Source organism: Candidatus Omnitrophota bacterium (assembly GCA_040755155.1).
Classification (GTDB): domain Bacteria; phylum Hinthialibacterota; class Hinthialibacteria; order Hinthialibacterales; family Hinthialibacteraceae; genus JBFMBP01.
Genome location: JBFMBP010000056.1, coordinates 1 through 25,116, shown reverse-complemented (window position 1 = coordinate 25,116; position 25,116 = coordinate 1). Strand labels below are relative to the sequence as shown.

18 protein-coding genes are annotated in these 25,116 nt (G+C 51.2%); 12 read left to right on the top strand and 6 right to left on the bottom strand.

The genetic code is table 11. The features are described from left to right. Positions 1 to 284: 284 nt before the first annotated feature. The gene (locus AB1656_07275) at positions 285 to 947 is read left to right on the top strand and encodes a flavodoxin-dependent (E)-4-hydroxy-3-methylbut-2-enyl-diphosphate synthase (protein ID MEW6235172.1); all 663 of its coding nucleotides are present in this window, start codon (positions 285 to 287) and stop codon (positions 945 to 947) included. Positions 948 to 990: 43 nt separating this feature from the next. On the opposite strand, the gene AB1656_07270 is transcribed toward AB1656_07275, so the two are convergent. From AB1656_07270 to AB1656_07245, 6 genes are all read right to left on the bottom strand, one after another. Continuing rightward, on the bottom strand, positions 991 to 1,218 hold the full coding sequence (locus AB1656_07270) for a type II toxin-antitoxin system HicA family toxin (GenBank protein MEW6235171.1): 228 nt from the start codon (positions 1,216 to 1,218) through the stop codon (positions 991 to 993). Further along, entirely contained in the window at positions 1,215 to 1,418 is a 204-nt protein-coding gene (locus tag AB1656_07265; GenBank protein ID MEW6235170.1) for a type II toxin-antitoxin system HicB family antitoxin, read from the bottom strand. Before AB1656_07265 ends, AB1656_07270 begins: the two co-directional genes overlap by 4 nt. A 149-nt stretch (positions 1,419 to 1,567) precedes the next feature. Next, positions 1,568 to 1,918: a nucleotidyltransferase domain-containing protein gene (locus AB1656_07260; GenBank protein MEW6235169.1), complete on the bottom strand. Its 351-nt coding sequence runs from the start codon at positions 1,916 to 1,918 to the stop codon at positions 1,568 to 1,570. Then, positions 1,915 to 2,319 carry an HI0074 family nucleotidyltransferase substrate-binding subunit gene (locus AB1656_07255; protein ID MEW6235168.1) on the bottom strand — a complete coding sequence of 135 codons (405 nt, stop codon included), beginning with the start codon at positions 2,317 to 2,319 and terminating at the stop codon, positions 1,915 to 1,917. The genes AB1656_07260 and AB1656_07255 overlap by 4 nt, the downstream gene beginning before the upstream one ends. Before the next feature lie 564 nt (positions 2,320 to 2,883). After that, complete coding sequence (locus AB1656_07250) at positions 2,884 to 3,084, bottom strand: cold shock domain-containing protein (protein ID MEW6235167.1); 201 nt, start codon at positions 3,082 to 3,084, stop codon at positions 2,884 to 2,886. A 139-nt stretch (positions 3,085 to 3,223) separates the two neighbouring features. Then, a complete protein-coding gene (locus AB1656_07245) occupies positions 3,224 to 4,237 on the bottom strand; it encodes an N-acetylneuraminate synthase family protein (GenBank protein MEW6235166.1) in 1,014 nt (337 codons plus the stop codon). A 134-nt stretch (positions 4,238 to 4,371) separates the two neighbouring features. On the opposite strand from AB1656_07245, the gene AB1656_07240 reads away from it, so the two are divergent. The 11 genes from AB1656_07240 (at position 4,372) to AB1656_07190 (ending at position 24,906) form a co-directional block, all read left to right on the top strand. Beyond that, the gene (locus tag AB1656_07240; GenBank protein ID MEW6235165.1) at positions 4,372 to 5,100 is read left to right on the top strand and encodes a TIGR00730 family Rossman fold protein; all 729 of its coding nucleotides are present in this window, start codon (positions 4,372 to 4,374) and stop codon (positions 5,098 to 5,100) included. Between the two features lie 351 nt (positions 5,101 to 5,451). Continuing rightward, the gene (locus tag AB1656_07235; protein MEW6235164.1) at positions 5,452 to 6,807 is read left to right on the top strand and encodes a hypothetical protein; all 1,356 of its coding nucleotides are present in this window, start codon (positions 5,452 to 5,454) and stop codon (positions 6,805 to 6,807) included. Positions 6,808 to 6,859: 52 nt separating this feature from the next. Continuing rightward, on the top strand, positions 6,860 to 7,633 hold the full coding sequence (locus tag AB1656_07230) for a glucosamine-6-phosphate deaminase (GenBank protein ID MEW6235163.1): 774 nt from the start codon (positions 6,860 to 6,862) through the stop codon (positions 7,631 to 7,633). Positions 7,634 to 7,772: 139 nt separating this feature from the next. After that, positions 7,773 to 8,498 (top strand): type 1 glutamine amidotransferase, encoded by a 726-nt coding sequence (locus AB1656_07225; protein MEW6235162.1) that lies wholly within the window; start codon positions 7,773 to 7,775, stop codon positions 8,496 to 8,498. Between the two features lie 649 nt (positions 8,499 to 9,147). After that, on the top strand, positions 9,148 to 9,741 hold the full coding sequence (locus tag AB1656_07220) for a hypothetical protein (GenBank protein MEW6235161.1): 594 nt from the start codon (positions 9,148 to 9,150) through the stop codon (positions 9,739 to 9,741). A gap of 372 nt (positions 9,742 to 10,113) precedes the next feature. Then, positions 10,114 to 11,601, top strand: coding sequence for an efflux RND transporter periplasmic adaptor subunit (locus AB1656_07215; GenBank protein ID MEW6235160.1), 1,488 nt, complete (start codon positions 10,114 to 10,116; stop codon positions 11,599 to 11,601). Between the two features lie 254 nt (positions 11,602 to 11,855). After that, entirely contained in the window at positions 11,856 to 12,734 is an 879-nt protein-coding gene (locus tag AB1656_07210; protein MEW6235159.1) for an ABC transporter ATP-binding protein, read from the top strand. Next, positions 12,734 to 13,606, top strand: coding sequence for an ABC transporter permease subunit (locus AB1656_07205; protein ID MEW6235158.1), 873 nt, complete (start codon positions 12,734 to 12,736; stop codon positions 13,604 to 13,606). The genes AB1656_07210 and AB1656_07205 overlap by 1 nt, the downstream gene beginning before the upstream one ends. Before the next feature lie 385 nt (positions 13,607 to 13,991). Further along, positions 13,992 to 17,300: an efflux RND transporter permease subunit gene (locus AB1656_07200; protein ID MEW6235157.1), complete on the top strand. Its 3,309-nt coding sequence runs from the start codon at positions 13,992 to 13,994 to the stop codon at positions 17,298 to 17,300. Between the two features lie 254 nt (positions 17,301 to 17,554). Further along, positions 17,555 to 20,326 (top strand): hypothetical protein, encoded by a 2,772-nt coding sequence (locus tag AB1656_07195; protein ID MEW6235156.1) that lies wholly within the window; start codon positions 17,555 to 17,557, stop codon positions 20,324 to 20,326. A 245-nt stretch (positions 20,327 to 20,571) separates the two neighbouring features. Next, positions 20,572 to 24,906 (top strand): efflux RND transporter permease subunit, encoded by a 4,335-nt coding sequence (locus AB1656_07190; protein MEW6235155.1) that lies wholly within the window; start codon positions 20,572 to 20,574, stop codon positions 24,904 to 24,906. Positions 24,907 to 25,116: the final 210 nt, after the last annotated feature.

Sequence of the window (25,116 nt, the reverse complement as noted above, 5' to 3'; positions counted from 1 at the left end):
CTTTGCGCCGCATTTAACCGTATACGAAATTTACTAGCCTTTTCCCGTAAGCGCCGAACGGAATCCATTCATCAGGCGGGCGCTGCGCAATAATCCGGGCGATATTTTTTTTAATGAGGCAACTTATACCAAGTCTTATTAAGAATGTGTCTTAAAATTCCCTCGCCCTCTGGGAGAGGGTTAGGGTGAGGGGATTATAAGTTCACTAATATCAACCCTCACCTAACCTCTCCCAATCTTGGGAGAGGAATTTAAAACCAACAATCTCAATGCAGGTTGGTATTATGTCAACTTATTCTATAGACTTTAAAATCGCCGCCAGTAAGGATTCCGTTTCTCGATTGGAACAATCCCTTTCGCCAACGATCTGCGACGGCTATGAATCGCCCTCATATGAAAATTCGCCAATGGCGAGCGAACTGCGCCTTTCTTCCATGAAGGATATTCTCCCCCTTTTAGACAAAACGGACGACATAATCGCCGAGAGGATCGTTCTGGATTTGCGCGGATTCGCCGGAGATTTTCCCCGCTTAGTGATCTTTCTCGCTCCTCTGTTCTACAGATGGAAAGGCCGCGAACTTATCGCCATCGCCGACGACGGCGGCGCAACGGATTGGATGCCCCCCGCGTTGGCGGACCTGTTGCGTTCTCTGGAACTGCGATCCAAAGGAGTGCGCATCGTCTCTTGTCCCACCTGCGCCCGCTGCCGCACCAATTTCCCGGCTATGGTGCGATCGTTGGAAGACCGGCTGGGGCGCATTAACAAGCCGCTGGACGTAGCCATTATGGGTTGCGAAGTAAACGGCCCCGGCGAAGCCAAGGCGGCGGATGTGGGCATCGCTTTCGGCGATCAAAAGGGAATGCTCTTCAAGAATGGCGAGAAAGTGCGCGTCGTCGAAATCGAAGAAGCGGCTGAAGCGCTGATGCAGGCCATCGAGGAAATGTAGGGGATGGTATTGTCCCTTCCAAATAATAGGATGCGCGAAAAGCCTATTGCAATTGAAGAAAAAAATCGAGATCAAGCCGAGCTTGCTTCAAAATTTGAGAAAGCGTCGAACGCTTAACCGGATTATGGGCAGGAACTGTAATTTTAATCGTTTCTGAATCGAATCGTTTTTGCAATCGTATATGACTGCCCTTTTGGCGAACGACAATCCAACCTGCTTTTTGCAAAATTCGAATGATCTGGATAAAGGATAGGCTTGGAATCTTCGTCATACTACTAACTCGCGCACCATACTTTCTCTTTCTCCGATCCAGTCGTCATCGACCGGTTCAAGATAAAGTTCGATCGCTTCGCGAATATTGCGCAGCGCTTCTTCTTCCGTTTCTCCTTCGCTGATGCATCCAGGCAAAGAAGGAACGTAAACCGTATACCCTCCCTCATCGCTAGGTTCTAAAACAATTTTAAGTTTCATAATCTCACATCCTTCTTCCGATAATCTACCTGCGGCCCAACGATGTAATTGGATAAGATATTTCTCCAAAATCCTCGCTTTTTTTAATTGGCTTACTATGCCGGAAACATTTATTATTATATATTCGGCGGCTGGTTTGCGCCAACGGCCTAATCGGTTCCACCGATGCCAGTTCTTCCTACAGGCTCACTCCTTTCTTTGCGGCAAATAACAATGCCATTATCTCGAATGTGTTGTTTTAAATCTTCCGATTTGATGCTTTGATAGGCAACAATATCGAAAAAGTAAGGAATATGAGTTTCTTCTTCCAGTTTGCTTTTCAGAGAGGCCGCCATAAAAATGTCAAACGACTCTCCCTTGATGGCGATATCGATATCGGAGGCTTCCTTGAAGATCCCAGTTGCCCGCGAACCGAAGAGTACGGCTTCCTCGATGGCGGATTCCTTGGCCAGAAAGGATCGAATCGTTTCTAACTGTTCGTTCGACAAACCATATTTCATCGTTCTTTTTTCAAATCGAAGTAGAATTCTCTGACCAAAGGATAAAACTGCACAGATATGAACGCAAGAATGCTTTCCAATATTTCATCATCGTAGGTATGGCTGGTTAGATTTCTGTTATCGAGAGCCTGAAGCCAGACCTCCCCGTCACGAATTAATTCAATCTGAAACGCCTGCCGGATGGCCTGTTTTCCGGTGTTGACATCAAATCCTTCATTATATAAATAGTCTTTCATCACTTTCCAAGCCAGTTCAATGATGATTTCATATCCTTGAACCAAAGCCATTTGATGAGATTCGCTGTCCGGTTCCTTTTCATACTCGACAACTCTTCTCTGAAAAGCTTCGAAGGCTTTTTCAAAATTACGAAATCGCAGTTTCCATCGCAACTCGTTATTCATGTTCTATTGCCTCAATCCCACTTGATATTTTTTAACTTTCGGCAATCAAAGCATTCCATCTCGATTCTTCCAGCCATGGCTCTTCCCATTCTTTTTTCCGTTTGGTAAACCTATCATAACAGTTTCAATTATAATGGGATAGAATACCGATTGCTATGAGAGGCAAGAGAAAAACGCATTCTTTCCGAGTAACATTTTAGCCGATTGAAGATGAATCTGTTTTTTTTAAGCCCCAAAGGGGCGAAATAGAATAGCCAGGGGCAACGCCCCTGGAAACGGTGAAAGTAGTAAAACAAGCCATGAAAAGGCGGAATAGGGGATTCAAATCTCCAATACATCTCCAATAATCTTCTTTAAGCTAAAACGTTGCCTATCCGATGAAATTCAAATCAAAACCTAACTGCCGGGTGGCAGGGGCAAGGTTGTTTCTGCCCTTGAGCGATACTATTTGAATACGTTCAACGCAACGCGCTCATGTATCCATGCAAAAAGGCCGAACAACTCGCGCCCGGCCTTGATGAAATCGATATGAAAGAGAATAAAACGATCGCTAGTCCAGCGTATTTATACTCTCATCACGTTTAGAGCTTTAAGCCCTTTCTCTCCTTCAATCATTTCGAATTCCACTTCTTCTTCTTCCCGAAGGGTTTTGAAGCCGTCTCCCTGGATGTCCTGATAATGAACGAAGACGTCCTTTCCCTCCTCGCACTCTATGAATCCGTAACCCTTCTTGTTGCTGAACCATTTCACTTTTCCTCGCGCCAACGTCCTGACCTCCTTTTGAATCGAAAAAACTGCGGCGAAACGCTCCTTCTCGAATGGCTCAAAACTAGCACGAAAAAAGGCGCCAGGTCAACATCGGCGCCGGTTTCTGCATAAAACTTTCTGCAATCGCCCTTGACAATCAATCGCTGCGAAGATCTTCCCGGCGCAGCGGGGCGCCTTCGGCGACGTCATGCAGCAGCGTTTTGCCGAGAATCCAATCCAACGCATCGGCGGAAAGCGGCCCTTCCGGACGGCGGACGATGACGGATTCCCGCGAAATCGCTTGTCCCGCCTTGAGAGGGACGCGGGCGTAAATGGCGCGGCGGGCAATGGCGCGGATCGGCTCTTCATGATCGAAGACTTTCTTTTCCTTCCCTCCGAGCGCGGATTCCAATTGCCGGATCGAGTGGATGAAATGTTCGAATTGATGGGGATCGTAGGAGAAGAAATGATCCCAGCCGGGCAGATGATGGGAAAGAGTGAAATGCTTTTCGATAATGCACGCTTTCAGAGAGATGGCGGCGAGTGCGGCTAGATCGGAGGTGGTATGGTCGGAATAGCCCACAAGCCGGCCATAGCGTTCCCGAAGGGTTTCGATGGCGCGCACGTTCGCTTTTTCTAAAGGGCAGGGATAACTGGAAACGCAATGCAGCAGGCAAAGCGGCGCCTCGCCGGTTTCGCATAGAGCCGCGATGGCGGCGTCCAGTTCATTCAGGGTGGACATGCCAGTGGATAGGATAATGGGTTTTCCTTTGGCGGCGATATGGCGTAAGAGATTCAAATGAGTTACCTCGCCCGAACCGATTTTGAAGGCGGGGACGCCGATTTCATCAAGCAGGTCGGCGCTGGCTTCGTCGAACGGCGTGGAAAGGAGAATGATTTTCTTGGATTTCGCCGTATCCTGAAGACGCAGATAGGTTTTTTTATCGAAGACGGTTTTTTGGAATTTGGCGAATTCGGGGTGATCGGGGGGAAAGAGCTCATGCGGGGTGTAGGTCTGAAATTTTATGGCGTCGGCCCCTACGGCGGAGGCGACTTCGATCAAGCGAACCGCCAGGTCGGGATCGCCGTTATGATTCAAGCCGCCTTCGGCGACGATAAAACAAGGCTGATCTTCCCCAATCGTTTTGCCGCTTATTGCGAAAGGATCCATGATCGCATTTCCCCTCCGTTGGTTTTCGGGCGGACGGCGCAGACCGCTCCGCTTTCTCCATAACGCTTACAATGAAGCGCAGGAACGATAGAATACTAGTAAATATTCTCCCAGAAAAAAAGGATTCCTGTGGAATGAATAAAATCGTCCATAAAAACAAGCCTACTAAAAACGGGGAAGGCGGCAACAATCTGGCAGGCAGGCAGTACCTTATCGACTTCATGGGGATCGACGATATCTGGCGCGTGTTCCGCATCATGGCGGAATTCGCGGAATCGTTCGAGACGCTGGGACCGCTGCCGGACGCGGTAACGGTCTTCGGATCGGCGCGCACGCCGGAAGATCATCCCCTCTACGCCAAAGCGCGGGAATTGGGAAGGCGCATCTCGCGGGAAGGTTTCGCGACGGTAACCGGCGGCGGGCCGGGGATTATGGAAGCGGCGAACCGGGGCGCCTACGAAGCGGACGGATGCTCCGTAGGGCTGAATATCGAACTGCCGTTGGAACAGGAGCCGAATCCCTATATTACCACCGGCTTGAGTTTCCGCTATTTCTTTGTCCGTAAGGTGATGCTCGTTAAATATTCCATCGCCTTCGTCATTTTCCCCGGCGGCTTCGGAACGCTGGACGAGTTGTTCGAATCGCTGACGCTGATCCAGACGCACCGGGTGCGGCGGTTTCCCGTGATCCTGTTCGATACCGCCTATTGGGACGGCCTATTGGCGTGGCTGAAGAACCGCCTCCTGGAAGATGGAAATATTTCGCCGGAAGACCTGGAATTGATCCAAACAACCGACTCGCTCGACGAAACGATGGAGATGATCAAAAAATCGGAATTGATCGCGCGCTCCAAAAGAGTATAAAAGAAGAGCTGGAAGGTTGGAAAAAAGCGAAGCGCCGCCCGCCAATCATTCCTATTCGTACAATTCCCAACCCACAATCCGCGCCGGAAGACGGGAGTCGAATAAGAAGAGCGGGTGGGCGGAGTCTACCATTTACAATTCCTTATCGCCGGGGGAAAAGGCCGCATCAATGAGCTTATACCTCTTCCAATCTTTCGACTCGGAAAAATCGTATAAGAATTCTATGCAACTATTATCTCACCCTTATTCATCGCAAATTTCTCTTCCATAATTCGAAATCCACTTCTGCCGTGAAACAATCATATCATACACACTTACAGATCAATCAAATTGGAGGAACGGATTTCCTTTATGGCTAACGAACAAAGCGTCAAAGCAACTATTCCCGCGGGATCGACGGTTCGGCTTTTTCTGCCGGATGATTCGTCTTCTTTCCGCTGCGCCGCCGCCGATCTATTCGCGGAAGAGCTTCTGCGCCGCCTTCCTCTCCGGATTGAGAAGGCGTTGATTTCCAATATGGAAGCCCAATCCGGAGCGGCGCTGGATATCGGATTCACGACCTTGGGAACGATTCCGCCGCGTTTCGCCTTCATTGAGCCGCCGCCGAAAATCCGTCCTTATCCCGATCACGCCGAACATGTCAATCTTCGATTCGTTCAAGACGAGGAGCGTTGGACGGCGTTGGTATTATGCGGCGCCGAATCGTCTTTTGCCTTCGGCGCAGGCGCGCTGCTGAGGCTGTTTCGATTTCACGGTGACCGGCTCGAATTCAAAGCCGAACCCTTGGACATGCAGCCGCTGACGCCCATTCGAGGAATTTACTTTACGGAAGTCGATAAACAACGCGATGGGCGCCGCTTTATGAGCGACTTGCTGTTAGGCGGAGGCAACGTTTGCGGTTTCCCGCTTCCGTCCGCTTGCGATTGGGAATCGTTTTTCGATCTAGCGCAATGCGCCCATGACTGGGGATTAAAGAATTTATTATCCATCTCGATGGAATCCGGTTATTTCGAGCAAGAAGCGAAATCGCGCCGGGAATTTTGGCGAAAATCGCCGCCGGTGGATATCGTCATGCTTTCGCATTCGCCTTCGCCGCAACATCTGCTTGACAACGTCGGCGCCTTGCGATCCCTTTTGGACGAGACAGGGCAGAAGAGCGATATATGGTTGGAAATCAACAATCTTTCGGAGGAGGACTTGCGCCTTCTTTTTAATTGGATCGGCGCTGCGCCCCAATCCATAGTAAAAGCTATAGCGTATAATCCCAGCCGCAACGGCGCCTTGATCCGCCAGGAAGCGCCGCTGACCATGCAGTTGGTCTCGCTGTTCCCGCTGAGCGGCGAAGCGCCCGTTTCCATCGCCGCGCTGGGTAAACAGTATTTTGAATCCGCCCCATTGACCTACGGCGCTCTCGGCGCATCTAGCGGCGATCGCGGCGGCCTCGCTGGTTTCGCCTGGTCCCGCTTCTCCTGGTCGCCTTCCCTCTCTTTGGAAGATATCTTCGAACAGTATGGCCAATGGTTTTTCGGCGCCAAAGCGGCGGAACCGATGCGCGTCGCGCTAATGGCGCTGGAAGAATCGGCGGCGGCAAACTCGGCGTTCATTCGCCAGCAATTTGAGTATGCGATATCGCTCGTTCCTCCCGCCATGCGGGAATTGGCCCAATCCCAGATGGATTCTCTGCGGCTTGGCATCGAAGGAGCTTGAGATAATAATTCCAACAATATATTAAAAGCGCTTCGGCGCATGGGTAGATAACATGGCGGAAATTCGCGAATCCTTTCGTTGCGGCGATCTAAACATAAGGCTGTTCGAAGAGAAAACAGCTATGGGCCAGGCGGCCGCCGTCTACGCCGCCGACGCTATCGTGGAAGCTATCCGCGTCAAAGGAAAAGCGCGAGTCACCTTTGCCACCGGCGCGTCGCAATTCGCTTTTCTAGATGCGTTGACGCAGCAAGATATTCCATGGAATCAGGTGGAGGTCTTTCATCTGGACGATTATGTCGGCCTGCCCGAAGATCACCCCGCCAGTTTTAAACGATATTTGCGTGAGAGGCTGCTCGATAAAACGAAACCGGGCAAAGTTCATTTTTTGAACGGCAATGCGCCCAGTTTAACGGACGAATGCGAACGCTACTCGGCGCTATTAATGGAAGATGATATCGATTTGGCCTGCATCGGCATCGGCGAAAACGGGCACTTAGCGTTCAACGATCCCCACGCCGCCGATTTCTCCGACGCCGCCATTGTCAAAGCTGTATCAATGGACGAACCTTGCCGCCGCCAACAATTCGGGGAAGGATGGTTCGCCTCATTGGACGATGTACCAAAGATGGGTCTCACGCAGACGATTCCCGCTATCATGCGCAGCCTTAAAATCAGTTGCTTCGTCCCTGACCAACGCAAGGCGGAAGCGGTGAAAAACGCGCTGCAAGGACCGATAAGCCGCTCCTGTCCCGCATCAATTCTACGCCAGCATCCGAACGCCGTTCTCTGGCTGGATTCTCTAGCAGCGTCATTTCTGGATAAATAAATCCATACAATTTCATGATTTGTATAGGAAAAATCTAGCAGGACAAGTGGAGCAAAGCGAGCCTGCCTTACCCATAGCTAAAAAGTTACAAAAGAAAGACTTAAAGCGAAGAAAATCCTGCCAAGGAGTCCATGAATTCATGAAGCCAGTCCTATTTCTCAAAAATATCGCCATCGAAGGGCCAGGAACGATTATCTCCTACCTAGAATCAAAAAATATTCCTAATCAAATACTCGATTTATCTACAGGCGATCCTCTCCCGGAAAATCCTAATCATTGGGGCGCCGTTGTAGTTCTAGGCGGTCCGATGAACGTGGATGAGGAGGAACGCTTTTCCTATTTAAGACAAGAAAAGCAATTCATCCGGCAATGCCTGGACCAAAAAATTCCTTTTCTGGGATTATGTCTCGGCAGCCAATTGCTGGCCGCCGCCGCCGGGGCGTCCGTGTGCAAAAACGAATATTCGGAAATCGGTTGGATGGAAGTGGAACTGACGCAAGAGGGGAAAAAATGCGAATTATTCGACGGCTTGCCTTCGACGTTGGCGGTTTTTCAGTGGCATGGCGATACGTTCGACATTCCCGCCGGTTCTCCCCATTTGGCGAAATCGGCCTTGTGCCGCCATCAAGCCTTCCAGGTCGGAGATAAAGCATTCGGCTTGCAGTTTCATCTCGAAGTTGGAATTGAAGATATCGCGAATTGGGGACGGGAATATCTACACCTTATGAACAATGCGGAAGAAATAAAAATCGTTCGCAATTTGCTGGAAAATCCGGATTTAGCCAAGGCGGAGCAAGTCCAAAAAACGGCATTGCGGCTTTGCGGGAATTTTTTCGCTCGCGTCGCGGGGTATGGACGCTCATAAAATAAGATTCTTAATGGCGACGCTGGCGTCGATAGTGTAAGCATACATCGGTTATCCCGGTCATCCCGGATTAAATCGGCGCTGTCGAGGGATTGCGGTCCCATTCTACGGCTGAATTCGGCGTGTCCAAAAGCGGCGATTGGAATTCACATATGTATCGTTTTTGAATCACAAAAACGCGAAAGAACACGAATTCCACGAAATTTTCGAATCACGGATATCGCGGATTCTTTTGGGTTTCACGGAAAATTCTTTCGGACGGCGCGATTCTTTGCGTAAACGATGTTTTCTTTTTTCGTGTTTTTCTTTTTCCTTTCGTGTTTTCGTGATTCAAACGACGAGAGTAAGAGATTCCCTTAATTTCCCATTGCGCGGAACGCGAGTAATTGAATGCTCGGAATCCTCTAATTCTTCGAATAGAAGCCATATCCCTCTAGGCGTCTCAACAATTTAGCGATACCTTTTTCGACGCAATCCGTAGCCGTAGAATAAAGGAGATCGAATAATTGCTCTTTTTGCGGCGCATCTTTTTCTTCAACGATAACGATAAAAATCCTAAATTAATGTCGATTTGGCGCTTTATTTTAAACTATTTCCGCTTGGGCTTCGTATACATAATAGGAAAAATTGAAGCGCCGGGGAACATGTTATGGACGATTGGGAAACTGGCCGGTTGGAGGCGGCGCGTGATTTTTCCGACACAAACGGCTGGCTCAAGCGTATAGAAGTATTGGAAAAGCGCCACCGGAGATTAAGACGCTGGGTTCTCTTTCTGGGTTGCCTTTGCGCACTTTTCCTGGCGAGAACGACCGTTCCGCGCGCAACCAACACAGTCAACAGGCTGCTTGTGCGCAGCGCTTCCAGCGGCGCCGCTATCGATTTATTCATCGCCGATGGCGGGCCATGTATAAAATTATCCGACCGCAAGGGACGGGGGAGAATGGATTTGTTTGTCAATCAAGGGAACCCGGAACTCTATTTATCCGACTCATTAGGCAAGTTAAAATTGCGGTTAAGCGCGGCGGACGAAAAACCGGGAGTGTATTTTTACGGAATCGAAGGTCAACTCAGCGTTGGCATGACGGTTCAAAACAACGCGGGTACGGAGTATGACGATAAGCCCGTTTTTAACTTTTTCGACAACCAGGGAAATTTGAAAGCCTCGATGTCGATTCAAACCGCCTCGCCGGAGTTTAGTATTACGGATGCAAAGGGCGAAGTTCTTTTCCGCCGTTCGTTTTGAAGGGCGGCGAAAGATTCGCCTCTTTTGATAATAGGCCGATCAATATTTTTAACTCATGTTGCGCGCAATGAGTAATTCAAGAAATCTCAGGCAATCGTCGTTTGAATCACGAAAACGCGAAATGAATAGAAAAACACGAAAAAATAGAAAAAATACGGTTGGCGCAAGGATTTGCGCTGCGCGAAAGATTTTTCCGTGAAATCCAAAAGAATCCGCGATATCCGCGATTCGAATATTTCGTGGAATTCGAGTTATTTCGCGTTTTCGTGATTCAAAAACGCAGGCAAACCTTAAAAAAAATAATAAAAGGCGACTCAATTGCGAAAACCAATCTTGCGATATCAAGAAATAACGAATCGATGGTGTAAGCCAATGAAATCTCTTCGATCTCTCCTTGTATTCCTTCTCCTCGCAGCCATGTTATCTGCCTGTTGGAAAAGCGGCGTCGGTCCGCAGGGAGCGCAAAACGCCGGGAAACCAGGCGATCCCAAGTGGGGCAAGCCCGAAAAGCCTAAATTCAAGATTCCCGTTACTGTTGCCCAACTGAAGCGGGGAAGAATGTACGCCTATCTGCAAGCGGTGGGCACGGTCGTTCCGATGAAAGAGATCGAACTCAAGCCGGAAATGATGGCCCGCATCTATTACACCAAGCGCTGGCTGGAAGGCGACGAAGTGAAAAAGAACGAGAAATTCGCCTCCATGGACGACCGCGAGCTCAATATCCGCATCAACGAAGCGGATTTGAACCTGGAACTCTCCAAATCCGCCGTTATGCCCGCCAAGGCTCAACTCGATAAAGCATCGAAAGACGTGGAATTCCGCAAAGCCATGCTGGACCGCGGCGCTATCTCCAAATCCGAATACGACCAAGCCGTTCTGACCTGCATTCAGCAGGATAACCGCTACGAACAAGCGCAAAAAGACGTCTTCGCCAGGCAAATGGCGCTGGATAAGTTAAAACAAGAACAAGAGAAAGTGGATATCATCTTTCCTTTCGACGGCATATTGCTGCCCGCCAAACAAAGTCTCGCTAGTTCCCAGCGCGAAGGAAACGAAACCGATCTCACCCTGTTGAACGGCCTGCAAGTGGGTACGGGTACGGTTTTATGCCGCCTAGCCGATCTGGACCGGGTATACGTGGCTCTCGACGTTCCCGCCAAAGATCTGCTTGATATTAAAGAAGGAATGGTCGTCGAACTGGAAATCTATTCCCGCGTCGGCGCAACCTATACGGGAACGGTCAAGGAAATCTCCACCGGTCTGAACGCCAGCACTCGCACCTATACGGTCAACGTGCTGGTGGAAAATCCCAAGCACGAATTGCGTCCGGGCATGTTCGCTAAAGCCCGCATCATTACGGACGAGAAGATCGACGCCATCAGCATCCCCCGCGAATTAGTGCTGCTGCGCAACAACCGCAGCGTCGTTTTCGCCGTGAAGGAAAAACCGAAGGAAGAACAAAAGGACGGCGTCCAAAAGGAATCGCCTACGCCATCCAAAAGCGAAGACAAGGCCATCGCTAAAAAAGAAGGATTCGAAAAAGTCGCGCAGGCCGCCGAAGAGATAAAAAAGACTTCGGATGAAGCGAATCTGACGCCGGAAGAGGAGGAATTCGCCGAATTCAAAGAATTTCTTGCGCCAACTCCCGCGCCAGAGCCGATTTCCTATATCGCGGAAGAAAGGGAAGTGACAACGGGAATCGAAAACCGCGAATTCGTTGAAATCATCAACGGCTTGAAAGAGGGAGATCAATTAGTGGTTCTCGGCTACGAAACCCTGACCGACGGCGTCGATATCAGCATTACCATTCGCGAAGAAAACTTCGACGAAACCGTCAAACCATTGAATCCAACGAATTGAACAGCTCTACGGCGCTTATCCTTTTTGCGTCAATTTTAACGCGCCTTGCCCAGTAAATTGAAAAACTGACGAGGCTCTTGCAAAATAAATGAAATCCGTCCTTAAATTCTCCCCCCAAGCTTGGGGGGAGTTAGAGGGGGGTTGATTTTAATGGACTTACGTCAACCCCCTCCTAACCTCCCCCAAGCTTGGGGGAGGAATAAAAGAATTTTGCAAAAGGCTCTTACATTTAAGCATATTGTTTAGGTACTATTATGGAAATCCTGTGCGCCGGCTTGACGAAAATCTACCCTGACGGAACCCAGGCCCTTCATGGAATCGACCTGGAGATTCGGGAAGGCCTTTTCGGCTTGCTTGGTCCCAATGGAGCGGGGAAAACGACTTTGATGGAAATTCTCACGCTCCTGATGGAACCCACGAGCGGACGTTTGATCATCGGCGGCTGCGACAGCCGCACTCATCCTATGAAAATCCGTTCGTTGTTAGGCTATTTGCCGCAGTTTTTCGGCTATTACCCCGAACTGACGGCGAAGGAATTTCTGCAATATCTCGGCGTCATGAGAGGAATGAGCGGCTGGAAGTTGAAAAAAGAAGTGGAAAGAGTTTTAACGCTCGTCCGCCTTCACGAAGTAAGAAATAAACGATTAAAAACGTTTTCCGGCGGCATGTTGCGGCGGGCCGGAATCGCGCAAGCCTTGTTAGGCGAACCGAAGGCGCTCATCGTCGACGAGCCGACCGCCGGTCTCGATCCCGAAGAGAGAGTCAATTTCCGCAACTTGTTGTTCGATTTGGGCCGCGAAAAAGTCGTCATCCTCTCCACCCACATCGTCAAAGACATCGAAGAAACCTGTTCTCAGGTGGCTTTGCTGTTGAATGGGCGCATCCGATTCCAAGGCTCTCCTACATCTTTCATCCGCGCCGCGAAAGGGGAAACGTGGGAATTCTACGGTACGATGGAAGACGCGGAAAGGCTGGCGGGCCATCCCAATCTCGTATCCATCCGCGAAGAAATCGGCGGCGTTTGCTTCCGAATCGTCTCCCCTACGCCGCCGAGAGAAAACGCCCGCAATGTCATTCCCAACCTGGAAGACGCCTATGTGCGATTTTTGGAAAAAGAAAAGGATGCCGCCTGATGCGGGACGACGCTTTTGAACCTTTGCAGCCGCTCAAACAATCCATTCCGGAGAAGAAGAGCCTCCTCCTGCGCCTCTGGAATATTTTTACGGGATTCTTCACCTTCTTATGGCGCATGATAATAGGCTTTCCTCGCCTAGTGCGGACCATTGGCCGGGGATCGTCGGCGGTTTCAGTATGGTGCGTCCGGGAAACCGCTTACAGTTTCCATCTCTTCACCTACACCTCCAGACGATTTTTACGCACGGAAGTCTATTTGGCGTTGGCGGGCGCTTTCCTCTTTTTCGGCATACTGCTTACGCAAGGCCAGGTGGATAACCAGCGCGACCTTTTATATTACTGTTATATCTTCTTCACCGCCATCATGATCCTTTTGGCGATGAATCTTCTGCCCAAAGAAAGAGAAGAAGAGACGCTGGAGATTTTATGGAGCCAGCCAATGAACCGCAACCGATTGATCGTCATCCAATTGACGACGTTGACCCTTTGGATATCGCTATTGACTTTGGCCGTCATGCTGGTCTTCGGACGCTATTCCGCCTATCAAGAGGGGCGTTGGCTGCTTTTGTATTGCGTCCTGACGACGTCCTTCGCCGTCGGCGCCATCACCGTCTTGATTTCTACGTTTTGCCGCCACGCTATCGCCACGGGACTGGTGGCGATGCTGATTCTCGGCGTCCATCTCTTTTGGCTGCGCTCGTTGGGGCCGATCGAACTCTACTACAATCCGATCGTTTATGCCGGACAAAAAGCTCCGCAGGGCGCGGCGTTCAATCTGCATTTCAATCGCATCATGCTGATTTTTCTTGTAGGATTCATACTCGATTATTTATTCCGGCGGCTGAAACGCACGGCGGAATGGTTTACTTGAATCGTTTTACGCACGAAAAAAGTAGGATGGGTTGTGTTTTTCAACCCATCGTTTTTAACGGAATAAACAATGGATGGGTCAAACGCCGCCGCCTATCCAACGATTCTAGTACTTGATTGAGGCTCTTGCAAAAATGATTAAATCCGCTTTTCAATTCTCCCCCCAAGTTTGGGGGGAGTTAGAGGGGGGTTGATTTGGTTAGGCTTATAACAACCCCCTCCTAACCTCCCCCAAACTTGGGGGAGGAATAATGGAATTTTGTAAGAGGCTTGATTGCCATCGATTTTGTTTTTCGCGTTGATGAATAAATCCCCTCACCCTAACCCTCCCAGAGGGCGAGGGGACAATTTCAAATGAAATTTAGCCCTAGGAATGAGATTCAAACATGGCTGAACCGAAAGATTCCACTCAGGAAAAAGAAAATCCTTCCCGTCCTGAAAAGAAATCGTCTTCCTTAATGGACGTTGGCGCTTCCGCGGCGGAAACGGAAGACGGGATCTCGCGCCGAGGCGCGGGGGCGGCCGCTTTCGCCGTCCGATTTCCCGTCACCATATCCATGCTTTTCATCGGCGTTATCATGCTGGGTTGGATATCGCTCAGCAGACTCCCAACCAATCTATTCCCCGATTTGCGCGCTCCCCGCATCACCGTTATGGCGGATTCGCCGGGACTGGCGCCGCAAGAAGTCGAACGCATCGTCATCGAACCTCTGGAAGGACGCCTATCCACCATCCGGGGCGTGGACAAAGTCTCCAGCGTATCGCGGGCGGACGGCGGCGCCATCATCATTGATTTCAATTGGGGTACGGACATGGACTTCGCCATGTTGGAGGTGAAGAAAAACGTTCAGGGCGCCAATATCGAAGAAATCGAAAGCCTCACTACTCTACGCTACGATCCGAACGCCCTTCCCGTTTTGACCTTGGGACTGACCGGAACCCGTTCCGGCGAAGAATTGCATTACCTGGCGGAACGCACCATCGGTCCCGCCTTGGAACGAATCAAAGGCGTGGCCCGGGCGGAGATTACGGGAGGCGACATGCCGGAAGTCAAGTGCATGTTGAATCCGGAGTTGCTTCATTTTTACGGTCTTACCATCGATAACGTCGCCCAAGCGCTGCAAGACGCCAACGTCAGCGCTTCCGGAGGATGGGTGGATGAAGGCAACCAGCGCTACATGATCCGAGCCATCGGCGAAATCAAAAAACTTGAGGAAGTTTCGCAATCCGTCGTCGGCTACTCGGCGGGCGTTCCCATCTACTTGACGGATTTGGGCGAAGCGAAATGGGGTTACGAAGAACCGGTGAACGCCGTCCGCATGGATAACCGTAACGGCGTGGGCATCGCCGTCTATAAAGAAGCGGGCAGCAATACAGTGGAAGTTGTCAGCGAAGTCCGCAAATTCTTAGGAAAAACGGAAGCCGCTCCCAAACCTCCGACCATTCAAAGCGGAACCCCTGGATCGTTTGGACAAAGCGTTGAAGAACCTTCCATCATCCCCAAAGACGTAAAAATCGAAGTCGCTTATGACCAATCTCTGTTCATCACGCGCTCCATTGCGGAAGTGAAAAGCACCGCCATGCAAGGCGTCGTATTAGCGGCGCTGATTTTGCTGGTTTTCTTGCGCAATCTTCGGACGACGATCATCGTTTCTCTCTCCATTCCCGTTTCCATTATCGCCACGTTCAATCTCATGTATTTTATGGGACTTTCCCTCAATATTATGACGCTGGGCGGTTTGGCGTTGGGAGCCGGCATGTTGGTGGATAACGCCATCGTGGTCATCGAGAATATTTTTCTTCGCCGCCAGGTGGGAGATTCTTCCAATCAAGCAGCGATGAGAGGAGCGGGAGAAGTGGCGTCGGCCATCACGTCCTCCACGCTCACGACGGTGGTGGTTTTTGTTCCCATCGCCTATATGGGAGGGGTTACGGCGCAATTGTTCAAAGAACAGGCGTTGACGGTCGTCTTTTCTCTAATGACTTCGCTGATCGTCGCCTTGATGATGATACCCGCCCTTTGTTCCCGTTATTTAAAAGAAGTGCCGAAATTCCAGAAAGATACGGAAGGTTGGTACGCCAGTTTACTAAGATTGGCGTTGCGCCGGCGTCTTATGACTTCCTTGATCGTTTTTCTTTTCTGCCTCTCCATCATTCCCGTTGCCGGTTATATACAACAAGAATTCATACCTCAGGCGGCGGAATCCCAATTCATAATTAAAATGCGGATGCCGCCGGGAACAAGGCTGGAAACGACAGAAATCGCCGCCAAAAACATGGAAGGGTGGCTGATGAACGACTTGGGCGAAAATATCGAACACGTTTTCACTCGCGTCGGCCCCAAGCCGGAAGACACCGGCGCCATCGATGAAGATCCCGAAGGCCCCAACACGGCGGAGATTCTAGTGTCTTTGAAAGAAGGATCGAAAATCGGCGTGCCCAAAGTCATCGAATACCTGGAGCCGCGCTATCAATCCATCTATGGCCTGACGGTGAATTACTTAATGTCGCAAACCTCTCTTTCCACATTGCTCGGCGGCAGCAAGGCAGCCATTATCGTGGAATTGAAAGGACGCGATCTCGACAATTTGGCCAGCATCGCCAGGGAAGTCAAAAGGCGCATGGATCGGCTTGAGGCTGCGACGAACGTCCGGACGACGATTCTTGAAGGGAATCCCGAAGTGCACCTTATTCCGGATCGCGTCATTATGACGGAAGTTGGATTGGATCAGCAACAGCTGGTATCCTTAGTCAAAAGCCAATTGCGGGGCGTGGTGGCGACCAGCATACAAGACATCGATCAAACCAAGGATATCCGGGTTCAACTCGGCGACGGCAAAATGAACCTGCCGGAATTGTTGGATACGATGATTCCGGTCGGAACGGCTAAAGCGGTAACATTGGATAAATTGGTCTCCTATAAAATCGAACCCGGTCCGCGAGAAATTATACATCGCGACCAGGAACGCATTGCGCGGGTGTTCGCGGACGTTTCCGAAGGGCATAAGTTGAGCGACGCCATCGCCTCCGTGAAAGACGCTATCGGCTCCATGCAGCTTCCGCCCAATTACGCTATCCGCTTCGGCGGAGAAGAGGAACGCCGCGAGGAGTCCTTCGGCAGGCTGCGATTCGCGCTCATTCTCGCCTTAATTCTCGTATACATGGTCATGGCGTCGCTCTTCGAATCGCTGCTCCATCCCTTCGTCATCATGTTCTCCATGCCGCTGGCGGTGATCGGCGTGATCTGGGCCTTTATTCTCACCGGGCAGACGCTCAACTTGATGGGTTATATCGGCATCATTATGTTGGCGGGAATTGTGGTCAACAATGCTATCGTTTTAGTGGACTACATCAATCATCTGCGCAGGGACGAAGGCGTCGAAATGCATGAAGCCATCGTGCGTTCAGGCATCCGAAGGCTGCGGCCGATTCTCATGACGACGCTAACGACGGTATTGGCGCTCGTGCCGCTGGCTCTCGGATACGGAGAAGGTGCAGAAATCCGGGCGCCTATGGCCGTCGCCGTAATTGGAGGCTTGCTTTCCTCCACGGTACTGACGCTGTTAATCATTCCCGTCATTTACAGCCTCTTCGAAGACGCCGTCGCCGCTTTAGGACGCGCTTTGACCTGGCTGGCTTCCTGGAGTTTGAAATTCCGCAAACAGGAAGCCGGTTTGCGGGATTCGGAAGTCTAAACCGCCAGGACATGGGCGATCGAGAACCTCGTGGCGGGAAAAAAGATTTAGGAAATAATATCAATCTGCATTAAGAATGTCGCTTTTCAAATTCCTCTCCCAAGATGGGGAGAGGTTAGGTGAGGGTTGATTTGGTTAGACTTAAGACCCCTCACCCTACCCCTCTCCCAGAGGGCGAGGGAAATTATAGGCGCCAATCTAAATGCAGGTTGGTATAAGTCAATTCCGATAAAACGTCCACGGGAATAGACGCTATGTACAAAGCCTTTCAAACCGCATTCTACGAAGCGAAAATGAGCGTCCGCGGCTGGCGATTTTGGCTGCTATTGGCGTTGTTGGGGGGCATATCACTTTTCGCTCGCGGCGATTACATCGCATACGTCGACAACAGCTACTTCCTTCATTCTGGCTATAGTTTTCAACATCCAAGTTTCTGGTTGATGCTCACCATCCTCAGCCTGGGCGCCGTGGCATTGGCGCTGGACACCTGCGGACGCTTGCGCCGCAACCGGATGGACAAGATTCTCTTCCCGCTGCCGTTTGGTCCTATGGAATTGATGTGGGGACGCCTGCTGGGCGTGTTGATCGTCATCGTTCCCTTAAGCGCGGCGGGATTTTTCTCGCTGGGTTTATGGCAAAAATTCTATGGAGACGGCTATGTCGTTTGGCAGCCGTTCCTGGCGGCGTACGGATTGTTGGTTCTTCCCTTCCTCGTCCCGGCGGCGGCTATCGCCATTACTTTGAGGACGTATTTCAAGCATGATTTCGCCGCTTTGCTCGCAGGGGCCGTCTTCATCGGGGGCTGCGCCTGGATGAATCAACGCTTCGGCCTCTTCGTCAATCCCGTGGAAGTGTCGAAGCAATTGGCGAACGCTTCTCCGGCGTTAGGCGTCCGATTGTCATATGGGCAATATTTTTCCCAGCTTCTCGTTCACGCCCTTCTAAGCATAACCGTTCTGGTTCTTGCGCCTCTTTATCTGCGCCGGCAGGAACCGCAGCGTTGGCTGGTCTCCCGCCGCAAGCGATACAGCCTCTTCGCCATGCCTACGTTGATGCGATGGTTGACCGATTTAAAGTTCGATCGCCATCTCGGCTGGCGCTACCGCTTGACGCTGACTTGCTGCTTGCTGCTCTGCGCCGCCGGAGCGTTGTGGGCGGCGTTTCAATATCAAGAAAATCTGGCGAATCCATTAACGGTTCGGGAGACGACGGAACAAACGATCAGCGAAGAGATGCCCCCCGCCACAGCTAAACTGATCCGTTACGAGATCGAAATCTCGCCCTCTCCCCAATACGACCGCTTGGATTTGACCGCTTCTGTTTGGATTCTCCCTACGGAAGAGACGAAACAGATTGGCATGGAATTGGATCCCTCCTTCGTAGTGGACGATATTCTTTTGGATGAGGAATCTTGCCTCTTCACCCAACGCCAGGAGAAAATCCGCATCCTGTTCGGCAAAGCGCTGGCGCCGGGCGAGGAGAAGAACATTCTCTTCCGTTATCATGGCGTTCCTCCTGCCTTTCATCCTTTGTATTCCGCCTTGGAAGGGTCTTGGCATCCCAAACTTTGGAGAAAAATCAAGACGGAAACGAACAAACGCTGGGTGGATGCGGAAAACGATTTGTTCCAAGCTCGAATCGCGTTGAATATCCTGCCGGGACAATCCGGCGCCTTTGCGGGCGAGCTAGTTTCCGCCGAAGAACGGGACGGCGTCCGCGCGGAAAAATGGAATACCTTTTATCCCGTCGATGCTCTCCAAATTTACTGGGGCCGATACGCCTATGTGGAAAAAGAAAACGCCGGCCGCATCCTCCGCTTCTATCATCTTCCAACGCACGATTACCAGGCGCGCGTTTATATGGAAGAAGTAAAAGAACAAGAAGCCTACGTACAAGAAAAACTCGGCCCACTGCCTTTTCGCCGCTATACATTGATCGAAACGCCCTATCGAAAAATCTCCGCTCAAGAGATTAATTGGAAAGAGAATTGGGATTGGCAGCGCCGAGGCCAGGTTTCGCCGCCGCAAAACGTAAAAGAGATGATGCCGGGCCTGTTGACCGTATCCGAGAACCTGATGAGTTATCTTCACGAGAAAATCTGGCTTCTTGATCGCCTGGATCGCAATCCGAGAGAGATTCCCTATTTTTTGATGCTGCCTACTGTCTTGTTCGAACTTCACTCCCAATTTTACAATAACCTGATCTCCGCCTATTTCGAGCACTCGCTCCATCCCACCGGCGATCTGGCTTTTTGGCTAAAACGGAATTTGGCCGGATATGCGAAAAAACTGCTTGTCAATAATTCCTGGTGGCGGAAACGAGCGCTGCAATTCGACGTGGGAACCAACCCCAATCTGCCCTTGTCCATCGCCCGGCGCGACAATTTGCTGACGCTCTACCGCAGCGGACAATATCCGCAATTGCTGGACATCCGCGGCGAAGGCCTCTTCCGCATGTTGCACCACATCCTGGAAGAAGATAAGTGGTGGGAGTTTATGAAACAGATCTTCCAAGAATACCGATTCAAGGAACTGCCCATCGAAGAATTTCTCCAATTGGCGGAAGGGACTTACGGCTCTGACCTCTCTTGGTTCGTGAAGGATTGGATCGAAGGCGCGGCGCTTCCCTCATACGAAATCACGCTGGCGGAAGCGAAAGCGATCGAAAATAAAGCCAAGAAGCGAACGGATTACGACGTAACGGTGCGCGTCGTTAACCACGGAACGGGACGCGCGCCGGTTCCCATTTTCATCGAAACGGAAATGGATTATATCTTCCGCGATTTGATGCTGGCGGCGGGAGAAGAAAAAACGCTGGCCATCACGGTTCCCAACCGTCCGATCTTCGCCGTGGTGGATCCCGAAAATTGGATCGTCCAAGAGCCGTATTTTAATAAGGAAAAACGCATCCGAGGCCATTCCGAACGCCGCATCTTCATCGAAGGCGACGAAGACACATCGAATTTGCGTAGGAACAACGACCGATCCGATTGGCATGGACGAAGAGGCGGCTTCCATCGCCGATAAATTCCGCCTCCAATCGTCTAGCCATTTCATCTTGATAAAAACGGGAACGTTAGAGGCTGATGCAAAATTAATAAAATCCATCTTTAAATTCTCCCCCCAAGCTTGGTGGGAGTTAGAGGGGGGTTGATTTTAATGGACTTACGTCAACCCCCTCCTAACCTCCCCCAAGCTTGGGGGAGGAATAAAAGAATTTTGCAAGAGGCTCGTTAATTTGTATATTCTTAGAATAAAAGCGTTAAAAAGCCATGAAATTAGCTGAAATCGCCGTCCATAGACCCATAACCACCATCATGTTTTTCGCCGCGATCGTGCTGCTGGGATTGGTTTCCGTCGTGCAACTCCCCATGCAAATTCTGCCCAACATCTCCCCCCCCTACGGCGCCGTGCGCTGTTTTCTGCGGCAAACCATGAGCATAGAGGAACTGGAGCGGAAAGTTATCAAACCCATCGAAGGGGAAATCGCGCAACTTCCCAACGTCAAGAGTTTTCACGCCCATAGCTGGGGCAGCCGCGGAGCGTTCTTTTTCATCGAATTCGAATTCGGAACCAACGTCAAATACAAAATTGTCGATCTGCAAGACCGGCTCGAGCAATTCCGCCGCAAGAATTTTGAAAAACGGGCTATCGAGATATTCTCCTTTCCCTTCGATACGGATTGGGCCAACAAAAGCCTTATGGACCTTGTGTTGAAAGGCCCCCGTTCCGATCCCTATCTGGAGGGATTCAACACGGACCGCCTGCAACAAAAATTACAGGACATTGACGGCGTGGCCAGTGCAGATATATGGGGCGGCAAACGGCGCTCCGTCGACGTAACGATCTTCCAGGACCGGTTGCGCGAGTTCGGCGTCCCCATGTGGAGAGTCATCAACCGGATCCGGACCTTCGCCAACGAACCCGTCTTTCTTGGCGACATCGAAGACAAGAATAACCGCTACTACGTCCGCCTAGACGGCCAGTTCGGCAATACGTCGGAAATCGAAGACGTCGCCGTGACCAACACCGGAAACATCGCCGTTCGCCATTTGGGCGAAGCGAAGGACGTCTTCCGCTCGCGGCGTTGGCTGCGGCGAGTCGATGGCCAGCCCGCACTCGGCATCGAATTGTCGAAGGAAGCGCTGGTCAATCCCATCGATCTTTCGAACCGCGCCCGCAAGGTGATAGAGGAAATCAACGAAAAAGAACTTCCGGACGGCTATCAATTGGACATTGTCTGGGATGCGGCGGACGAAATTCGCTATTTTTTGAAAACGCTCTCCAAACTCGCTCTTATGGGGATCGTCCTCTCTATGATTATCCTTTACGCATTCATTCGCAATGTCCGGATGGCGCTCATCGTCTGCCTGGTTATACCCATTTCCATCGTAGCGACGTTCAACGCGATGTACTTCAGCGAGATGTCGATCAATATCATCTCGCTCCTGGGGTTGGCGGTCGGCGTGGGATGCCTGATCGACAGTTCGATCGTCGTGCTGGAAAACATCTTCCGGCACCATGAACACGGGCGAGAAGCTATCTTTTCCGCCAAAATCGGCAGCAGGGAAGTTGGCATGGCGGTATTCGCCCTGACGTTGACCAACGTTCTCGTATTTCTTCCCATCGTCTTTATCGAAGGCGAAATCCGGCTTATTTTTACGGAAGGAGCGCTGGCTATCGTCTATCCCATGGCCATCTCCATGCTCGTCGCGTTAACCCTGGTGCCGATGGCAACCTCCCGCATCCTTTATTGGCTGGATAAAAGAAAAAAAATTGCCGGAGCGGCGTTAAGCGAATCGAAAATCGCTCTCCCGCTAGCCAGCCGCAAGCCTTTTTTCCAACGAATCGCGCCCCAACCTCTTTTGCGTTTTATCCGGCGCATCCCCCTGCCGAATATGCTGGCGTCGAAGAGCTATTACGGCATTATTCTCAAGAGCTGTCTGCGCCACCGCGTGCGCTTTTTGATCGGCATCGTTCTGGTTATTCTCTACACCTATTACTACACTATGACCGGCATTGGAAAAGACGTCATGGAAACGCCGGAAGACGACGAATGGTTCGAAGTCTATGTCTATTTGCCGAACGGAACCAAGCAGGATTACACCCTTAACGTCGTTTCCAAAGTCGAAGATATGCTACTGGCGCAAGTTACCGAAGCGAAAAACACTCATAGTTGGGTTCGAGACGATTCCGCTCGCATTAGCATCCACTTGAAACCCATGTCGGAGCGAAAGCGCGAATCCGCCACGATTAAGGAAGAACTGCGCCCTTATATGGAGCAATTCACCGAAGCCGAAGTAACGTTCAACTACACCCGCGCGCGGGGCGAAAACGAAGCCCCGCCCGTGGATACCGGACGCGGAGGATTGATTGAAATTCGCGGTCCGGAATACAACCAAATCGACGCTATCTCGGAAAATCTGGCCGAAGTCCTTGGCCAAGTTCCCGGCGTACGCGACGTCGCCAGTGAAAACGAACCCGGCCCTCTGGAAGCCCAATTCAGAATGGACCGCGACGCGGCGGCCCTTCTACGAATCACGCCTCAACTCGTCGCCCAATCCATCCAAGTCTCACAAAGGCGAAGCGACTTTGCGCAAATCCAGATGAAAAAAGGGGATGACGAAATCGATATCATCTTCACCCAGATCGAAAATCCCGCCGAATTGGATAAAGTAAAAGACAAAGACTCGGATATGGAAGGCATTACCTTTGAAGAATTGAGGCAAGTCCCCATCTTCTCGCCTTCCCTGAATTCCACCGTAACGCTGGAAGAATTGGGAAGGCTGGATATTCGCCGAGGCATGGCGAATATCGCCAGGGAAGACCGGGAACGCATCGGACGCATCCGCTTTCAAACCGCCGCGACTTCCAATTACGGAGATATTGAGGCAGCCGTCAAGGAAGTCATCGCCGCCTATCCCACCCCGGCGGGATACCGCATCACCCTGGGCGGCAAAACGCGCACGTGGGATGAAGGCATCAAAGCGATCAAAACGATCGTCTATCTCGCTATGTTGCTCACTTATATGTGCATCGCCGCCCTTTTCGAATCTTTCAGCCAACCCCTGGTGATTATGGGAGCAATCCCCCTCTCGATCATCGGCATCGTCTGGGCGTTGTTACTGACGAATACGCCCTTCACGGAATTGGCGGGGCTGGGCTGCATCTTTCTAATCGGGATGCTGCCCAACAGCGCTATTCTGCTCGTTCACTTCGCCGGGCATCTGCGCCGGGAAAAGAACTTTACGCGGGAACGGGCGATCATGATGTCTGGCTATACCCGCCTGCGGCCCATCTTCATGACCGTCCTCACTACGATTTTGGGACTTTTACCGATGGCGCTCTCCTGGCGCGGCGACGAGGAATGGGTGCCCTTCGCCATCACCGTCATCGGCGGTTTGGCGAGTTCGACCATATTGACTCTGGTTATCGTCCCCGGCTTTTATTTCATTGTCGAAGACCTCGCCAACCTCTTTTCCCGCTGCTCCCGATATATGACGAGTTTTCGCTGGCTATTATTCTTTTGGAGCCGCAAGCGCCGCATGGAGAAGCGCCAGGAGCTGACGGCCTATCGCATCAAGCCGCCTCGCGAAGAACCGCTCCTGATCGATATCGACCATTTGACCCGCATCTATCCGCCCAGCCGCTTGGAATCGTGGGGAAAATCGTTGACGCGGGTTTTTCGATCGGCGTCGCTTTCTCCGGTTCAAGGCTTTATCCCCCAACCGGCGGCGCCCGACGCCGTATCCACCCGCGCCCGCATCAAAGCGCTGGATATGGTTTCCTTAGATGTCCAACCGGGACTTTTCGGACTGCTCGGTCCTAACGGCGCGGGTAAGACGACGCTCTTGCGGCTTATCGCCGGCATCGACCAGGCGACGCGGGGTTATTTGTCCATTTGCGGCTACGACATGAAAAGCGAAGCGAAAAAGGCGCAAAAATTGATCGGTTATCTTCCGCAGCATTTCGGCGTCTATTCCCACATGACCGCCTATCAATACTTGGAATATTTCGCACTCCTGAAAGGCATGAAGCAAAAAAAAGAACGCAAGGAAGCGATCTTGCGGGCCTTGGAGATGGTCAATCTTCTGGATCGGGAAAAAGTGCCCGTCGGCCAATTTTCCGGCGGCATGATGCGCCGCATCGGCCTGGCGCAAATTTTCGTCTCGCCGCCCAAGGTTCTTATTGTAGACGAGCCGACGGCGGGACTCGATCCCCTGGAGCGCGTCCGCTTCCGCAATCTTCTCGCGCAATTGGCGAAAGACCGGATCGTGATTCTTTCCACGCATATCGTCGAAGACGTCGCCCACAGTTGCCGCCACATGGCCCTGGTCAACGAAGGCAAGATTCTCTATCAAGGATCGCCGGACGATTTGGTCGCTACGGCCAGAGGCAAGGTATGGGAATATTCCGTCTTTGAAAACCAGGACGAATGGCGATACATTCGCAGCCATTACGTCGTCGCGGGACAAACGCATACAGCCGACGGCATACGGATGCGGATCGTTTCGAACGATCCCCCCGGCTCATCGGCGAATTCCGTGGAACCGAACCTGGAAGACGCGTATCTTTACCATATCCATGTGAAAGACAAACAGCAGTAGACTAATCTGCGTTAGGATTGTTGCATATCAATTCCCTCGCCCTCTGGGAGAGGGTTAGGGTGAGGGAATAATAAGTTCACTAATATCAACCCTCACCTAACCTCTCCCAATCTTCAAGGATTTATAAGGGGGAGAAAATTTGACTCTACGGTTAGCGAAAGCGAAAGTCAAGTTTGAAGTTGTAAAGCCATGGGATGCGGGGATCGACGT

Bases quoted from the DNA above. Each gene is read 5' to 3' on its own strand.
- AB1656_07190 (MEW6235155.1), top strand. From the start codon at position 20,572: ATGAAATTAGCTGAAATCGCCGTCCATAGACCCATAACCACCATCATG.
- AB1656_07265 (MEW6235170.1), bottom strand. From the start codon at position 1,418: ATGAAACTTAAAATTGTTTTAGAACCTAGCGATGAGGGAGGGTATACG.
- AB1656_07225 (MEW6235162.1), top strand. From the start codon at position 7,773: ATGAAGCCAGTCCTATTTCTCAAAAATATCGCCATCGAAGGGCCAGGA.
- AB1656_07260 (MEW6235169.1), bottom strand. From the start codon at position 1,918: ATGAAATATGGTTTGTCGAACGAACAGTTAGAAACGATTCGATCCTTT.
- AB1656_07230 (MEW6235163.1), top strand. From the start codon at position 6,860: ATGGCGGAAATTCGCGAATCCTTTCGTTGCGGCGATCTAAACATAAGG.
- AB1656_07195 (MEW6235156.1), top strand. From the start codon at position 17,555: ATGTACAAAGCCTTTCAAACCGCATTCTACGAAGCGAAAATGAGCGTC.
- AB1656_07255 (MEW6235168.1), bottom strand. From the start codon at position 2,319: ATGAATAACGAGTTGCGATGGAAACTGCGATTTCGTAATTTTGAAAAA.
- AB1656_07245 (MEW6235166.1), bottom strand. From the start codon at position 4,237: ATGGATCCTTTCGCAATAAGCGGCAAAACGATTGGGGAAGATCAGCCT.
- AB1656_07270 (MEW6235171.1), bottom strand. From the start codon at position 1,218: ATGACGAAGATTCCAAGCCTATCCTTTATCCAGATCATTCGAATTTTG.
- AB1656_07275 (MEW6235172.1), top strand. From the start codon at position 285: ATGTCAACTTATTCTATAGACTTTAAAATCGCCGCCAGTAAGGATTCC.
- AB1656_07240 (MEW6235165.1), top strand. From the start codon at position 4,372: ATGAATAAAATCGTCCATAAAAACAAGCCTACTAAAAACGGGGAAGGC.
- AB1656_07205 (MEW6235158.1), top strand. From the start codon at position 12,734: ATGCGGGACGACGCTTTTGAACCTTTGCAGCCGCTCAAACAATCCATT.
- AB1656_07220 (MEW6235161.1), top strand. From the start codon at position 9,148: ATGGACGATTGGGAAACTGGCCGGTTGGAGGCGGCGCGTGATTTTTCC.
- AB1656_07200 (MEW6235157.1), top strand. From the start codon at position 13,992: ATGGCTGAACCGAAAGATTCCACTCAGGAAAAAGAAAATCCTTCCCGT.
- AB1656_07235 (MEW6235164.1), top strand. From the start codon at position 5,452: ATGGCTAACGAACAAAGCGTCAAAGCAACTATTCCCGCGGGATCGACG.
- AB1656_07215 (MEW6235160.1), top strand. From the start codon at position 10,114: ATGAAATCTCTTCGATCTCTCCTTGTATTCCTTCTCCTCGCAGCCATG.
- AB1656_07210 (MEW6235159.1), top strand. From the start codon at position 11,856: ATGGAAATCCTGTGCGCCGGCTTGACGAAAATCTACCCTGACGGAACC.